Annotated in this window: 13 protein-coding genes; 5 read left to right on the top strand and 8 right to left on the bottom strand. The window is 30.2% G+C overall.

Translation table 11 applies throughout. The annotated features are described in order from the left end of the window. Nucleotides 1-245: 245 nt before the first annotated feature. Nucleotides 246-1,607 carry a hydroxymethylglutaryl-CoA synthase family protein gene (locus OIU80_RS07265; protein WP_264286374.1) on the top strand — a complete coding sequence of 454 codons (1,362 nt, stop codon included), beginning with the start codon at nucleotides 246-248 and terminating at the stop codon, nucleotides 1,605-1,607. Nucleotides 1,608-1,714: 107 nt separating this feature from the next. Here the strand turns inward: OIU80_RS07265 and OIU80_RS07260 are convergent, their stop codons facing one another. The 3 genes from OIU80_RS07260 to OIU80_RS07250 form a co-directional block, all read right to left on the bottom strand. Further along, nucleotides 1,715-3,037, bottom strand: coding sequence for a hypothetical protein (locus OIU80_RS07260; protein ID WP_264286373.1), 1,323 nt, complete (start codon nucleotides 3,035-3,037; stop codon nucleotides 1,715-1,717). Continuing rightward, nucleotides 3,034-4,308 (bottom strand): hypothetical protein, encoded by a 1,275-nt coding sequence (locus OIU80_RS07255; RefSeq protein ID WP_264286372.1) that lies wholly within the window; start codon nucleotides 4,306-4,308, stop codon nucleotides 3,034-3,036. Before OIU80_RS07255 ends, OIU80_RS07260 begins: the two co-directional genes overlap by 4 nt. 399 nt (nucleotides 4,309-4,707) lie before the next feature. Further along, a complete protein-coding gene (locus tag OIU80_RS07250; RefSeq protein WP_264286371.1) occupies nucleotides 4,708-6,054 on the bottom strand; it encodes a polymer-forming cytoskeletal protein in 1,347 nt (448 codons plus the stop codon). Nucleotides 6,055-6,248: 194 nt separating this feature from the next. Between OIU80_RS07250 and OIU80_RS07245 the strand changes: the two genes are divergently transcribed. Further along, nucleotides 6,249-6,656, top strand: a complete 408-nt coding sequence (locus OIU80_RS07245) for a helix-turn-helix domain-containing protein (protein ID WP_264286370.1) — start codon at nucleotides 6,249-6,251, stop codon at nucleotides 6,654-6,656. Between the two features lie 102 nt (nucleotides 6,657-6,758). On the opposite strand, the gene OIU80_RS07240 is transcribed toward OIU80_RS07245, so the two are convergent. Both OIU80_RS07240 and OIU80_RS07235 read right to left on the bottom strand, forming a co-directional pair. Further along, complete coding sequence (locus OIU80_RS07240) at nucleotides 6,759-7,217, bottom strand: GNAT family N-acetyltransferase (protein WP_264286369.1); 459 nt, start codon at nucleotides 7,215-7,217, stop codon at nucleotides 6,759-6,761. A gap of 28 nt (nucleotides 7,218-7,245) precedes the next feature. Beyond that, nucleotides 7,246-7,881, bottom strand: coding sequence for a hypothetical protein (locus tag OIU80_RS07235; RefSeq protein WP_264286368.1), 636 nt, complete (start codon nucleotides 7,879-7,881; stop codon nucleotides 7,246-7,248). A 418-nt stretch (nucleotides 7,882-8,299) separates the two neighbouring features. Here OIU80_RS07235 and OIU80_RS07230 point away from each other — a divergent pair, with 418 nt between their 5' ends. Together OIU80_RS07230 and OIU80_RS07225 are read left to right on the top strand one after the other, a co-directional pair. Continuing rightward, nucleotides 8,300-9,592, top strand: coding sequence for an aminopeptidase P family protein (locus tag OIU80_RS07230; RefSeq protein ID WP_264286367.1), 1,293 nt, complete (start codon nucleotides 8,300-8,302; stop codon nucleotides 9,590-9,592). Between the two features lie 104 nt (nucleotides 9,593-9,696). Then, on the top strand, nucleotides 9,697-10,479 hold the full coding sequence (locus OIU80_RS07225; protein WP_264286366.1) for an alpha/beta fold hydrolase: 783 nt from the start codon (nucleotides 9,697-9,699) through the stop codon (nucleotides 10,477-10,479). A 61-nt stretch (nucleotides 10,480-10,540) separates the two neighbouring features. On the opposite strand, the gene OIU80_RS07220 is transcribed toward OIU80_RS07225, so the two are convergent. Continuing rightward, entirely contained in the window at nucleotides 10,541-10,915 is a 375-nt protein-coding gene (locus OIU80_RS07220) for a hypothetical protein (RefSeq protein WP_264286365.1), read from the bottom strand. A gap of 16 nt (nucleotides 10,916-10,931) precedes the next feature. Continuing rightward, nucleotides 10,932-11,261 carry a roadblock/LC7 domain-containing protein gene (locus OIU80_RS07215; protein WP_264286364.1) on the bottom strand — a complete coding sequence of 110 codons (330 nt, stop codon included), beginning with the start codon at nucleotides 11,259-11,261 and terminating at the stop codon, nucleotides 10,932-10,934. Between the two features lie 292 nt (nucleotides 11,262-11,553). On the opposite strand from OIU80_RS07215, the gene OIU80_RS07210 reads away from it, so the two are divergent. Further along, the gene (locus tag OIU80_RS07210; RefSeq protein WP_264286363.1) at nucleotides 11,554-11,700 is read left to right on the top strand and encodes a hypothetical protein; all 147 of its coding nucleotides are present in this window, start codon (nucleotides 11,554-11,556) and stop codon (nucleotides 11,698-11,700) included. A 63-nt stretch (nucleotides 11,701-11,763) separates the two neighbouring features. Here the strand turns inward: OIU80_RS07210 and OIU80_RS07205 are convergent, their stop codons facing one another. Beyond that, the gene (locus OIU80_RS07205) at nucleotides 11,764-14,529 is read right to left on the bottom strand and encodes a PD-(D/E)XK nuclease family protein (protein WP_264286362.1); all 2,766 of its coding nucleotides are present in this window, start codon (nucleotides 14,527-14,529) and stop codon (nucleotides 11,764-11,766) included. Nucleotides 14,530-14,571: the final 42 nt, after the last annotated feature.

The following is a 14,571-nucleotide window of genomic DNA, read 5'->3' as shown; positions in this document are numbered from 1 at the left end:
CTTATTTATAATGAGTTTAAAGAGTTTTCGCAGACTTCTTTGCAATTAATTTAAAAACAACAAAATAAGTTTCAAAAGAATTTCGACATACATAATTCTTGCTTTTTATGTAATTACCAAATTGCTATTTTTTTCAGCTTTTTAATTTATTTTCCTCAAAAGTGTCCTAAACCCGAATTTTATCTATTTAAAATAACCAAAGTCTGAAAGCTTAATTTTACCTTTATCGCCTCAAAAAAACCAGAATGAAAACAGGAATTGATGCTATTTCTTTTGATGTAGCCAACATACATTTGCCCATAAAAACTTTGGCTACAGCCAGAAATATCGAACCCGAAAAATTAGAAAAAGGCTTGGGTTTAATCAAAATGACCCTTCCAGATACTTATCAAGATACAGTAGTTTTTGGTGCAAATGCGCTAACAAAACTAATTACCGAAAATCAAATAAACCTAAATGAAATAAGCCGAATTTATGTAGGAACCGAAAGTGCAATAGATAATTCAAAACCTATTAGCTCTTTTTTGATTGCATTAATGGAGCAAAAATTTGGCGAAGATACTTTGTCTGAATGTGATGTTGTCGATTTTACTTTTGCTTGTATCGGAGGAGTTGATGCTTTACAAAACTGTATTGATTTTATTAAACTAAACCCAACAAAAAAGGCAATAGTGGTTACGACTGATTTTGCTAAATATGATTTAAATTCAACGGGAGAATATACCCAAGGTGCGGGAGCATTAGCAATGTTAGTAACTTCAAACCCTAGAATTATTGCTTTTGATGAAAATTGGGCAACAAGTACAAAAGGAGTTTTTGACTTTTTTAAACCTTACAGAAGTCTCTCAAAAGAAACAATTACAAAAAATAAAAACAACGATTCTTGGTTTGATAATTTAGAAACTGAAATTGAAATTCATAAAGACCAACCTGTTTTTGACGGACAATATTCTAATCAGTGTTATATGGATCGTACTCGCAACGCATACTTTTCATTCAAAAAACTAAAGAACACTACCGAAACTTTATACGAAAACTGGAATAGCATTATTATGCATCTTCCCTACTCTTTTCAAGGACGTAGAATGTTATCAGAGATTTACGCTTTAGACAGTGAATCCAAAATTATTTCAGGAGAGGAATCAACATCAGAATACCAAAACAAGCTAAAAGAAATAAGTAAATCCGAAGCATACAAAGCATTTATAAGCGAAAAATTACAACCTGCTGAGCTTGCTTCATCATTAATAGGCAATCTATATACAGGCTCTATTTTTATGGGATTATTATCTACTTTGGCTCATTTTTATGACACTAAAAAAGAAATATCAGGAACCAAATTCGGATTTCTTGCTTATGGAAGCGGATCTAAATCAAAAGTTTTCGAAGGAACAATTCAGCCCGAATGGCAATCGGCTTTAAGCCAAATTAAACTCTTTGAAAACCTAACCAAAAGTGTAGAAATCGATTTTAATACTTACGAAAGACTTCACAAAAAGGAACAAAAACAAAGCATCAGAACCCCTAAAAACGAGTGGATTTTAGACCGAATAGAAAAAGAAATACCAAATTTAATTGGAGCACGTTACTACAAATGGATTGATTAATAAACTCCAATAAATATAAAACCGAAGCTTAATGTAGACTGCCCCCAAATAGTTTCTAACTTTTTGGGGGCAGTTCAATGTTTCGGTTTTTTTTTATAGCCAATCTCTTAATTGGCTCCATAATGCTCCCTTACTTCTTTTAAAATTTCAAATACAACATCACTATTTTTCTCCTTAAATCGTCTTGCCCAAAAACTATAAATCCAAACAGTATTAAGTTGCGAACTATAATCTACAGCGCTATTATCCCCGTCTGAATTTGTTTCAGCATTTTTCTTTATTAAGTTCAAAACATTTTCTGAAGCATACGAATTTATCTCTTTATAATAATATTCAGGAAACTCTTTTTTAGAGCCAAAAATCATTGTCTTATAGATTTCACCCAAAACTTGTTCGGGATTTTCAGCTTCATAAATATCATCATGACTCTTTATTAGAGCATCTACAATTAGATTTAAATTTGTTTCAAAATAAATTTTATCAGATACAAAAGCATAAAGAAAAGGGCTATAACTATCGAAACTTTCTTTAATCGCCTCAGGATTCCTCCTTATTTTATTATCAATTACCTTCATTTCTTCATCATACGCAAAACCTCTTTCAATAGCAATTCGAATACTTGTAAAAGACTGATCTTTTTCTAATACTAAAAAACTTGACAAAAAGAGCCTAGTAAGATCTTGAATTTTGGCATCATCGTACTTTTGGTCACCGAATAAATCTTTAAAATATTCGTTTGTTTTTATTTCTGGAAAACTCATTCCACTAAAACCATAATAATCAGATTCTACTTCCTCACCTTCACTTTCAACCTCCTCAGAAACAGAAACCTCCTCTGTTTCTGGAACATAATTTAAAGATTCTACTACATTTTCACCTCCATAAGACCGTATTGTTAGTACGTTTACTATAGATATATATAAGCAAACTGTAAAAATAATTATTGAAATAAAGAGCATTAAATAACCCAGAAGTTTTGTTATTTCACTAACTGACTCTTTTATTCTTAAAAAAAGACTTACAACTAAACTGGAAATAATTAAAATCCCTAAAGAAACAAAAAACCTATTTACATAATCATAGTTAACAACTCCAACTTTTAACTTTAAAACGACAGCAAGAATAGATAAAAAAAAAGTTAGAGCACCAAAAATTACACTGACACGAAAAGAAACCTTCCAAAACTCATCATTTGGTACTTCCTTATTTGTTTCATTGTTTGCCGAATCTGAATGAATAACAGCAACTATCATTTTCTGGATTATAATCGAAATTCCCAATAAAATTAAAGGCGAAAAACCAATTAACATTAGCTGAACTGCTGGAATTAATGGAATATCACTATCATTTTCTACCCTGTAAAACCCAAAACTAAAAATCAGTAACATTATAAACTGAGTTATTATAATTATTTTATACGATTTTATCATTCTTTGCTTTGGTTTTGGTTGTAATATTCTTTTATTTCATTTAAAATTATAGCAATCTCTTCTATATTCCCTTCATGATTTCTTCTGGCCCAAAAACTGTAAAACCATATTAGATCAGAATCCTGAAACTTAGCGCCATTAGAAAACTTATAATCCTGAAGTTTTCGGATAGTTTCTGAAGAGAAATGTTTCTCAAATTCCGAATAATATTGTTCCATATTAGGTCTGGGAGTATCATAAGAAACATTCATGCTTTTATAAATTTCATCTAATTTTTGATTCTCTGCACCTATATCTTCGTAGGTCAACAATAAACCATCTACAATTTTATCAAAATTAGCAATGCGATACGTTTCTGGCGAAATAATACTATAAATAACCGATCTGTAATTTTCGAATCCTGAATAAAGTTCATCAGGACGTTCTCTTAAATTATCAATATATTGAACCACATAATAATAGTCGTTTTCAGTAATATGATCATCTAGGCTTCTGCCAATCAAAATTCTAACATCATAAAAATCATACTTACCTTCAAGTCCTCCCCAATCCTGAATTAAAGAATTCCAAGACGAGATCAATTTAGACTTTACCACTTCCGTATCTATTTCTTCACTTTCTTCTACATAATCTTCTGATACTTGAGCAGCATCTGACGAAAGCCCTTTTTCATCTCTTCTATTAATATAAACTTCAGAGTTTCTCATAAACATAGATGCAAAAGCAGCTTCATAAACCAATGAAATACAAATAATTAAAAAACCAAATAAGAGAATAACAACTCCCATTGTTTTATTTGTTTTCCAATAAATTCCTGCTGACAACAAAAACGAAGCAGTTACTAAACTCAATATAATAACAAGTAGAGATCTCAAAAAAACTAAACCATAGAAAGCAATAGCCTGATCTATAATAAATGGATCTTTACGAGAAATTGCTATTGTAAAGATTGTAATGATCACTACAAAGAAAACATTACAATAAAACGCAAATTTCCAAAAATTTTGCTGACGAATTTTCTTCTGCATACCAGCTTCATCTTCTACAACATCTTGTTGTTTTAAAAATAAATAGGGAATTAAAATAACGAGACAAACAACAAATAAAATTAAGGGAACAGCATATCCATAATTAAATTCGTATGGATGAAGACCTCTGATATTAAGGAGCTTTTGTTTTCTAAAATTCATTAAACTCAAAGCACCAAGCAAAAGAACGAGAACAAATTGAAGTAATAATACAGTTTTAAAAAATTTGGTTTTTCTGTCCATAAGTAAGATTAGCCCTTGTGTAGGAATTTGCCCAAAACTATTAAAAAAAATTTAACATTTAGCATTAAAATTAATTTTTTAAAAGCAAAATAAAATCAATTTTAACTATTAAACTACATAATTCACAATCAACTGATTAACAAAGCTATTCTTGTAAAAAAAATAGTAGCTTATTTAAATTTAGTGATTAAAACCTCAATTAGCCATAAAGAATCTTTGTCAAAGTTTTAAATTTCGACAAAGATTTTACACATAAACTAATCATCAATCTCTCTTATGCTGCTCTGTATAATTTTGATTGAAAATCTAAAGCACCATCACCTGCAATCACGACAAAAGCCAGAAAGAGATAAATCAGATATTTTAAATATTTTTTCAATCTATTTAATATAATTACAACTAATATTTTAAACCCAAACGCTCAAATTTAACATTGTGTTTTTGAACATATTTATTCCATTCCTCTTTGTTTTTACTACCATAAATAGAAAAAGCATAATCAACTATTTCTTTACTAAAATGATTTCCTAAAACAGTATCCAAATATTCGATTCCCGAATCAACTACTTTTTTTAGAATAGATAATTTATCCATTTCATTTTCTTTACAAGCCTTATCAAGCCACAAACCTTTTCCTATTTTTACATATTCTTCGAGCAAACTTTCGGTAATAAACTCAGAAGGAACATCATTAATATCCGGTTGATGTTTTCCTTTCTTAAAAACTAACAGAATCAATTCTTCAGAATAATATTCTTCTGGAATTAACCTTAACATTGTTCCACTTTCAGCGGCTTTAAAACAAAGTTCTTTTGTTATAAATTCATCCGGAATAACTTGAATTGCAAAACCATCTTTGCCAACTAATTTATCGCAGAATTCAACAGTTATTAAGTTCTCATCAATAAATGGCAAAGCATGATAGCTACTATTTAATGCCAGGTTACAAAGTTCCTCGGTTTTAAATTCTTTAGGAACCAATTTAAGATCTCTATAATTTAACAATACTCTTTTGTGCCAATATTCGTAATTTTTAGCTGGAGGATTATTTTGTTTTAAAATCAATTCTCCAAATTCTAGTTCCCGTTTTAATTCTTCGAAAGTTTCTATTAACGGATTATCAAGATGTTTTCGCAATTCAGCTGAGATAATATCCTCACCAGAAACTTCATCATATTCGCATTCGTTTTTAGCATCAAAATCGTCAGTCTTATCATTGTAATAAAACAAATCATTTTTACGCTCAGCAAATATTGTATAATGATCTTCGACTATAAATACTGGAGCTTCTATAAGACCTTCACATTTAAAATTACCATGATTATAAGAAGTCATTACAACTTCCTTTGCCTTAACATTGCCTTTTATCTCAACATAAGAACCACCTAATAACATACTCTGGCAAGCAACATCCCCATTAATATAGATATAAGGACCATAATCTCCTTCGGCATTTATAATTGTTCCGTTTATAGAGAAATCTCCGTTTATTAAAATTCCTTCGATTCTTCTGGTATCAATTTCTTTTAATGACAGATTTAGTATATTCGTAAGCCATTTTTTCTCTTTATCCTCATAAAGATCTAAATAAAAATTACCTTCAAAATTCACGTTCCCATTTGCCACAAGAAAGAAATCCTGATCTTCCCATTCTTCAAAATAATCAAAGCCTTCACGCTCTACTAAAAAAGGATATTCTATTTTAACTTCTTTAATCGTAATTAATTCAAAACCTAACTTATTCATTTTATTCTTTATTAAGCCGAATTACTTCGGATTTACTATGTCAAGATTACGCAATTCTACTATCAAAATCAATAATAATCAGAAAAATTGTATTTTTACAATCCTGAAAACAAATTACAAAATGTATCTCACAAACGAGGACTTGTTTTCTACCAAAACCAAAAAGGTAAAAGAATTTTAAATATCTTTGAACTATGAGCACAGAAACAAAACCTAGACATATCGGAAGAAACATTAGCCGAATCAGAGAGCTTAGGAATATGAAACAAGAAGCACTTGCTTTTGCAATTGGGGTAAGCCAACAATCTATTTCTAATATTGAAGGAAGCGAAAGTGTTGATGACGAAAAACTAAAAGCAATTGCCGAAGCTTTGGGAGTTCCTTCCGAAGTAATAAAAAACTTTTCTGAAGAAGCTGTTTTTAATATTATTGGAAATACTTATCATAATGATTCTTCTTCTATAAAAAATAACCACTGTACTTTTAATCCATTAGATAAACTTCTTGAAGCTTTTGATAAGAATGAAAAACTTTATGAACGATTGGTTCAGGCTGAAAAAGAAAAAGTTGCCCTTTTAGAGAAGTTATTGAGCGAGAAATAATTTTTGCGAAAGATATATTTATAGAAAAACCGAAGTTTTATTAAGCTTCGGTTTTTTTATGCGCAATATTGTCATTTCTAACAAAAAACTCAAAAAAATCAATCATTTTCCTTCAAGATTCAATTCCATTATGGGTAAAAATCTATCTTTAATCGAAGTTTCTATTTGACCAATTTTCACAAATCCGAATTTTGTATAAAAAGCTTCGGCATTTGGTTCTGAGTTTAGAACTACTTTTTGAACGCCAATATCCTTTAATCTATTCAGAAAATCATTCAGTAATACTTTCCCAAAACCTTTCCCGATAAATTCAGGAAAAACAAACAAGTTATCTAGCTTTATAGTATTTTCACTTTCGTGGAAGAAGGAATAATATCCGATAATTTTATCTTCAACTATTAAATTATAAACAGGATTAGTTTCGATATATTCTTTAGAAACCGTTAAAAATTCAGACCAAACTTCAATTTGCTCACCTGAATATCCCCAAAATGCTTTTGACTTTTTAGTGATTTCTGTGAGGATCTCATGGTCGTATGAATTTGCTTCTTTGATTGTCATTTTTTAATAAATTGGTGATTTGTAGATTTTACTCAACAACATAAATTAATTTTGGCGCTCCTGCATCATGTTCTCCAACAGCAAAATAAAACGGCTTTTTAAAATTAAGTTTTTCGAAAATATTTTCCTCATTTGCCTTTTCAAACAATTTATTTATTTCTACTAATGCTGTAGCTTCAAATAGTTCATAAATATTATTTACATCAAGAAAATCATCAAAATTATCTTCTTCTCCTTGTATGTTTTCTGTTAAATGATATAAAGTAGGCGAAATAAAAGCTGGCAAACAAGAAATATTCTCTAAATATTCCAATCTATCGTCCATGATTTTAAATTCTGGTAATTCGTTATTTGAATAATTAAAATCAATCGCAAAAGCTTCTAATTCTCCGCCATACAAACCTCCATGTTCGAAATAAATCATATTGAAACTTTTTTCAATATCATTATTGTATTTATCAGCTAACCAGTATTTATCAGTATTCAACTTTAACTCTTCAAACATCAAATTAATATTATCTTTCCTAATCTGATTCTTCCATAAATTATAAAAAGCTAAGTAAGTTTCATTTTGCGATTCTTCTAAATCTTGAATAACCGCTTCTTTAACTTCCTTTTCCTTTTCTTGTAAACCCTTTAAAATTGAATCATTAATTTTTTCCATTTTTTTTTAATTATAATAGAAAGCAATATACAAAATATCAGAATCAGCAATCTTTTTTTTATAAATAATGAATTTCTCATCAAACCAAGATTCGCGTGAGGGATTACTTCACATTATTTTATTTTAATTGGAGTTCAGTGAATTTCATTTGAGGCGGTATCCTTTTATGAAGCGATAGCGGAATAAAAGATATAGCCGAAATCCCGACTCAAAGGGACCCGCCATTATTAAGGCTCTAAGGTTCTGAGTACCTAAGCTACTAAGGCTTCAAAAAAAATCTGCCAAATCTCCTAAATCTGCGAGAGAAAAAGCGAGAGGAAAAATTCCCAAACAAATAAGAAAATTTTAATAAACCAATCCTTTTTAGTATTTCTAAAATTAGTATTTTTGAGTATTCAAAGTATAAAACCAAATTAATATGAAATATCATCAAATAAATAGCTCTCTTTTTATAAAAAATCGCGAAAAATTCATGGCTCAAATGAAGCCTAATAGTGTAGCGGTTTTTAATTCAAATGATATTTACCCAGTCAGCGCCGATAGTACATTACCTTTTGCTCAACATAGAGATATTTTTTACTTAAGTGGTGTAGATCAAGAAGAAAGCATTTTGTTGCTTTTTCCTGATGCTCCTTACGAAAATCAACGTGAGATTTTATTTTTAAAAGAAACCAATGACCATATTGCTGTTTGGGAAGGTGAAAAACTAACCAAACAACGTGCCTTTGAAGTTTCGGGAATCAAAACCGTTTATTGGTTACAGGATTTTGAAAAAGTCTTAAACGAAATGATGACTTATGCCGATACAATGTACATTAATACTAATGAGCATTATCGTGCAACTGTTGAAACTGAAACTCGTGAAGCTCGTTTTGTAAAATGGTGGAAAGAAAGATATCCTGCACATCAGGTTGCCAAAAGTAACCCAATATTACAACGCATTCGTTCGGTAAAAGAAAGCGAAGAAATCGATTTGATTCAACAAGCTTGTAACATTACCGAGAAAGGTTTTAGAAGATTATTATCTTTTGTAAAACCAAATGTAACCGAATACGAAATCGAAGCCGAGCTTATCCACGAATTTATTCGTAATCGCTCTAAAGGTTTTGCTTACACTCCGATTATTGCTTCTGGAAATAATGCAAATGTTTTACATTATATCGAAAACAACCAACAATGTAAAGCTGGAGATTTAATCCTGCTGGATGTTGCTGCCGAATATGCTAATTATTCTAGCGATATGTCTCGTACAATTCCTGTATCGGGTACATATACCGCTCGTCAAAAAGCAGTTTACAATGCTGTTTTACGTGTAAAAAATGAAGCTACAAAAATGCTTACTCCTGGAACACTCTGGAAACAATATCATGTAGAGGTTGGAAAAATAATGACTTCGGAATTATTAGATTTAAAACTAATAGACAAAGCCGATGTACAAAATGAAAACCCAGACTGGCCAGCCTATAAAAAATACTTCATGCACGGAACTTCTCACCACATGGGACTAGATACGCATGATTACGGATTGCTTCACGAACCAATGAAAGCCAATATGGTTTTTACTGTTGAACCTGGAATTTACATTCCTGCTGAAGGTTTTGGTATTCGTATAGAAGACAATGTTGTGATTCAGGAAACTGGGGAGCCATTTAATTTAATGCGTAATATTCCTATTGAAGCAGATGAAATAGAAAGCTTGATGAACGTTTAATTCAGTTCATTTTATAATAAAAATAAACGGCTTTCAGAAATGTTAGCCGTTTTGCTTTTCCATACATAACAATCTACTATTTTTGCAACATTAAATTAATCTCATTGAAAAATATCCTCTTCAAAAACACCAACATTTCTTATTCAGACACAGGAAAAGGTACAACTATCGTTTTCCTTCATGGTTTCTTAGAAAACAAAACCATGTGGAATCATTATGTTGATGCATTCTCTAAGAATTACCGTGTTGTTACTATTGATTTATTAGGTCACGGAAAAACAGAACCTCTAGGTTACATCCATACTATGGAGGATAATGCCGATGTGGTAAATGAAGTCTTAACTCATCTTGAGATCAAGAAGGCTGTTTTTACAGGACACTCTATGGGTGGTTATGTCGCTTTGGCTTTTGCCGAATTATATCCCGAAAAGGTACAAGGCTTAGTTTTATTAAATTCTACATCTAAACCTGATAATACTGAACGAAAACTAAACCGAACTAGAGCAATCAAGGCAGTTAAACAAAACTATACTGCTTTTATCAGTTTAGCCATAGGCAATTTATTTAGCGAAAACAACCGAGAAAGACTTGCTGCGAATATAGAACTCGTAAAGGAAGAAGCCTTGAAAACTCCACTTCAGGGAATAATAGCCTCATTAGAGGGAATGAAAATCAGAAAAGACAAAGGAATTATTTTACATACAAATCTTTTCCCGAAGTTATTAATTTTAGGAGAAAAAGACCCTGTTTTAAACTACGAAGAAAGTATTCAGCAAATAGAAAACACAAATGTATCTCTTATAACTTTCCCTGATGGACACATGAGTTCTATCGAAAACGAAACAGAATTAACTGCAATTTTATTGGATTTTTTCAATAAGATATAAAACAACAAAAAAAGCTATTTCAAAAAAATGAAATAGCTTTTTTTATAAGTAAAAATAAAATCTATAATTTAGAAACTATATCTTTTTTGAATTTAGCCAAAACCGCTCTTGTCATACCTAAGTTAGCTCTAGATGAATCTACTGCTAAATAAATAAAATATTTCCCATCTTCAGAAACGTCTATTATATGCAACTGATTGGTTAGAGTAATTAATATGTCATTGATTTTCTCATTCAGACCTAAAGCATTAATTGCTTTCATTTTAGCTTTAACAACTTCTAAGTTATAAGCAGAAGCTAATTCAGGATCAAAATTCGGATCTAAAGAAAGTGAAGAATATGACATCCCTGTCTCAACTTCTGTTACAGATACAGCAATGAATCCCGAGATATTCTCTTTCAAATCATTTTGAAAGTTTTGTAAAAAATCTGACATATATTTATATTTAAATTTAGTTATTATGTATAGTTTCCATCCTACGAAGTAAAAGCCCCATTTTACTTACATCTTTTGAAAGCAAAGCAACACAGTTATCATCTTGGTCTTTGTTTGCAACAACAATCCCTCCATCATTTTTAATCATAATTTGTTTAAGCCCTCCAATATTGATATCTTCCGACATTTCTAAACACATTTTTAAAATCATACCAATCATTGCAGCAACATTTCCATCGTATTCCAGATTAACCGATTCGATTAAAATACCGTCTATACTAAAAATTAATCCAGACTCGGCTCCCGTTTCAGTCACCAACGTGTTTAAATCAATACTTCCTTGCATATCTCTTTGTTTTTTTGAAGCGCCAAAGTTATTTTAATTTAAAAGAGTCCTAAACTAAACACTTGTTAAATAAAAGTTAATCATATTGCCTTGACAGCCCATTGTTTATACTTTAATCTTTTGGCAATAATAAATTATTTAAACCAACAAATAACAGTAAAAACAACTAATAATCTCACAAAAAAGACATCACAGTATAAAAAAGCGAAATAACAATTTTGGATTTCAGATAAAACTCATTACCAAATCATTATATAAGTTTTTTATCTAAATTTGCAAAAAATTAAGTTCTATGAAAACAACTGATGAATTACGCTTTGATTTAAACGTTAAATTAATGAAATTTAGAAGATTCCGCTTTGTAAACGGAAATATCACTTTAGGAGATCACAAACAAGAACAGGCTAAAAAAGGTTTTTTTAAAAAAATATTTAGCTAAAATTATTTACAAACAAGAGCTTTTATCAAAACCGCCCCTTTTGATAAATCCTTTTTAAAAGTACTACAATATCTTTTCCTCAAAAGCTATTTCAATATTCAGAATTTCATTCAAAAGCAACACTATTTGCTCCAGATAATCCTTCATTATCTCACTATTAATAATAGAATTTACATCTTTTTCTTCTTTAAACCCAAAAGGCAAAAATCCTGATTTCAAATTCTTAAAGGATATAATTCCAGCTTCAATAGGCAATCCTTTTGCATTGTTTTCATACATAAAAGCATATGCTAAAACCTGAATAATTTTATCATTTTTTATATCTGTTACAAGCCCATCCCAATTCTTAAGAACAACATTGGCTTTATCTACTTTACCCGTTTTGTAATCAATAATCCGAATAATTCCGTTACGTTGTTCAATTCTATCTACATTTCCTTTTATTAAAACCGGGAAAGGCAAACTTGGGTGTGTTAATGTTCTTTCAAAAGTTTCTTCTATTGCAAGAATTTTAATTGCATCACCTTCTTTAATACACTCTAATTCTACTTTTAAGAAATTAGAAACATTACGTTTCGCTACTTCAAAAGCCAAAAGATTACGCCCTTTTTTAATCTCACCTTCTTTATAAACTACCTTAAACTGCTTTAATACTTCATTATCTAATAATTTAAAACAATTTAAAATATCATTTTCAGAGATAAATTTCCCAATAAAAGGTTCATAAAGCGCCTTTAATGTTTCATGGATGATTGTTCCTAATGTATTTAAAGCTATATTCTCTTCGACTTCTTCGACCTCACGAATTCGTAATATTTTTTGAAAATAAAACTGAATCGGATTTCTAATATAACTCGTTAATGCTGATGGCGAAAACCCTGCAATTGCAATTTCCTTCAATCGCTTCATTACAGCTTCAGATTTCGGAATAACCATTGGCTCATATGCTGTTTCTGGCAAAACTGCATTATAAATTTCATGGGTCAAATTATGTTTTGGCTGTTTTTCGACCTCTAGCTGCGTTATAAAACGGCTTCTTTCTCCTGCATCTAGCCCTTCACTTTCGGTATTATAAAGCAAGTAAATATTCTTGGCTCGTTGCAATAAATGATAGAAATGAAACGTATAAATAGCATCTTTTTCTTTAAACGTTGGTAAACCTAATTCACGTTTCACGTCATAAGGAATAAACGAGTTCATAGATTTTCCTGCCGGAAATTTACCTTCATTCATAGAAGTCACAATTACAGTATCAAAGTCCAAAACGCGGCTCTCTAAAACTCCCATTATCTGCAAACCATTAAGAGGCTCTCCTTCAAACGAAACTTCAGCCACCTCAATAACTTGTTTATAAATGGCATAAAGTGTTTCTATCTTATCAATATGCTGATGCTGTAAATAATAATTAATCAACTTATTGATTACCTTAAAAATGGCAAAGACAAACGTTTTAGCAATTTTATCTTCTTCACTATCATTACTTAAATTCTCTTTTATCACAAGTAAAAGCGCCGAAATATTATTTAGAACAACAACAGAACCTGAATCCCATTTTTGAAAAAGCAATAAAAACAAATCCGAAGGACTCTCATTAAGTTCAATAATTTTAGAATGTGCGATGAATGTATAATTATTTTGATTTATCTTTTTTACCAGCTCTTTTACATTTGCATAAGGCTCTACCAAAGGATGTGTCAAAATATCTAAAACATCTTTGTAATAAAAAACGTAAGATGTACTATTTCTAGACAATGCATTAGTATGCATTTTAAACAATTTGGCAATTAAAATTTGAGTTGGATTATTTTTACTTGAATATCCCATCGTAATATTTAAAGCACCAACTGTAGATGGTAAAGCATATAAAAGCGGAACTAGCATATTTTCATCACCTAACACTACAGCTACTTTATCCAGTGATGAACCTGGGTTATTAGTGATAATTTCTTCAATAATACTGCCCGTTATTTTGGCTTGACCAATTGTTTTTGGAGTTCCAATAACTTGTATGTTTTTAGACTGGGAAAAATCATCAAATATCCACTCAAAAGAATTTGCTTTATAATGTTTCCAATCTTGTTTAAAACGTCTAACAAACAATCCTGCATCATGATAAGGATCATTTAAGAATACCCTATCAATATCCCAATATATTTTAGCCTGATCAGAGGCAATTAAATGTTGAATAATTTTTTCTTCAGCGGCATTTAAAGCATTAAATCCAGCAAAAACAAAATGTTGATCTGGAACTGAATTAGTAAAGTGATTTATATTGTTTACAGCTTCTCTATAAATTAATCCTTGATAACCAATTTGCTTATTCAACAAATGATTATATAAAGATTCGTAATAATTAGGAAGCAACTTCCAAAAATCAATATAATTTTCTAATAATTGTGTTTTATTTTCAACCTCAATCCCCCATTTTTTGATATCCTCAATATCTTTAAGATAAGAAAGAACATGTGATGGATCTAGCAAGTACCTGTCAATCTCATTAAAATCCTGCAATAGTGTTTTAGCCCAGTTAGCAAACAATTCAAAAGACTGTTGATGTTTCTTTTCTGTAATTGATAAGTACACTTCATAAAACTCAAACAACAATTCTATCGAATCAATTGAACGCACAGAAGCTATATCTTGAATAAAGTCTTCTATACTAATTATCTTAGGACTAATAACTGTATTCTGAATTTGTTTTTTTAAAGCCTCGACAAGAAAAATTTTAGCTCTCTTATTTGGCAAGACAATTGTCGTCTCAGCCAATTTGCCTGAATAGCCTTCAATTATAACCTTTGCAATATTGTCTAAAAAATAAATCTCTGTCATTGTATAAAAATAAAAAAAGCCATTCAATTAAGAATGGCTTTT

Source organism: Flavobacterium frigoritolerans (assembly GCF_025847275.1).
GTDB lineage: Bacteria > Bacteroidota > Bacteroidia > Flavobacteriales > Flavobacteriaceae > Flavobacterium > Flavobacterium frigoritolerans.
This window is presented reverse-complemented; position numbering and strand designations above follow the sequence as displayed.

Excerpts from the sequence above, each read along its gene's own strand:
- OIU80_RS07210 (WP_264286363.1), top strand. The coding sequence starts at position 11,554 with ATGAAAACAACTGATGAATTACGCTTTGATTTAAACGTTAAATTAATG.
- OIU80_RS07215 (WP_264286364.1), bottom strand. The coding sequence starts at position 11,261 with ATGCAAGGAAGTATTGATTTAAACACGTTGGTGACTGAAACGGGAGCC.
- OIU80_RS07205 (WP_264286362.1), bottom strand. The coding sequence starts at position 14,529 with ATGACAGAGATTTATTTTTTAGACAATATTGCAAAGGTTATAATTGAA.
- OIU80_RS07260 (WP_264286373.1), bottom strand. The coding sequence starts at position 3,037 with ATGATAAAATCGTATAAAATAATTATAATAACTCAGTTTATAATGTTA.
- OIU80_RS07265 (WP_264286374.1), top strand. The coding sequence starts at position 246 with ATGAAAACAGGAATTGATGCTATTTCTTTTGATGTAGCCAACATACAT.
- OIU80_RS07235 (WP_264286368.1), bottom strand. The coding sequence starts at position 7,881 with ATGGAAAAAATTAATGATTCAATTTTAAAGGGTTTACAAGAAAAGGAA.
- OIU80_RS07240 (WP_264286369.1), bottom strand. The coding sequence starts at position 7,217 with ATGACAATCAAAGAAGCAAATTCATACGACCATGAGATCCTCACAGAA.
- OIU80_RS07220 (WP_264286365.1), bottom strand. The coding sequence starts at position 10,915 with ATGTCAGATTTTTTACAAAACTTTCAAAATGATTTGAAAGAGAATATC.
- OIU80_RS07230 (WP_264286367.1), top strand. The coding sequence starts at position 8,300 with ATGAAATATCATCAAATAAATAGCTCTCTTTTTATAAAAAATCGCGAA.
- OIU80_RS07255 (WP_264286372.1), bottom strand. The coding sequence starts at position 4,308 with ATGGACAGAAAAACCAAATTTTTTAAAACTGTATTATTACTTCAATTT.
- OIU80_RS07245 (WP_264286370.1), top strand. The coding sequence starts at position 6,249 with ATGAGCACAGAAACAAAACCTAGACATATCGGAAGAAACATTAGCCGA.
- OIU80_RS07250 (WP_264286371.1), bottom strand. The coding sequence starts at position 6,054 with ATGAATAAGTTAGGTTTTGAATTAATTACGATTAAAGAAGTTAAAATA.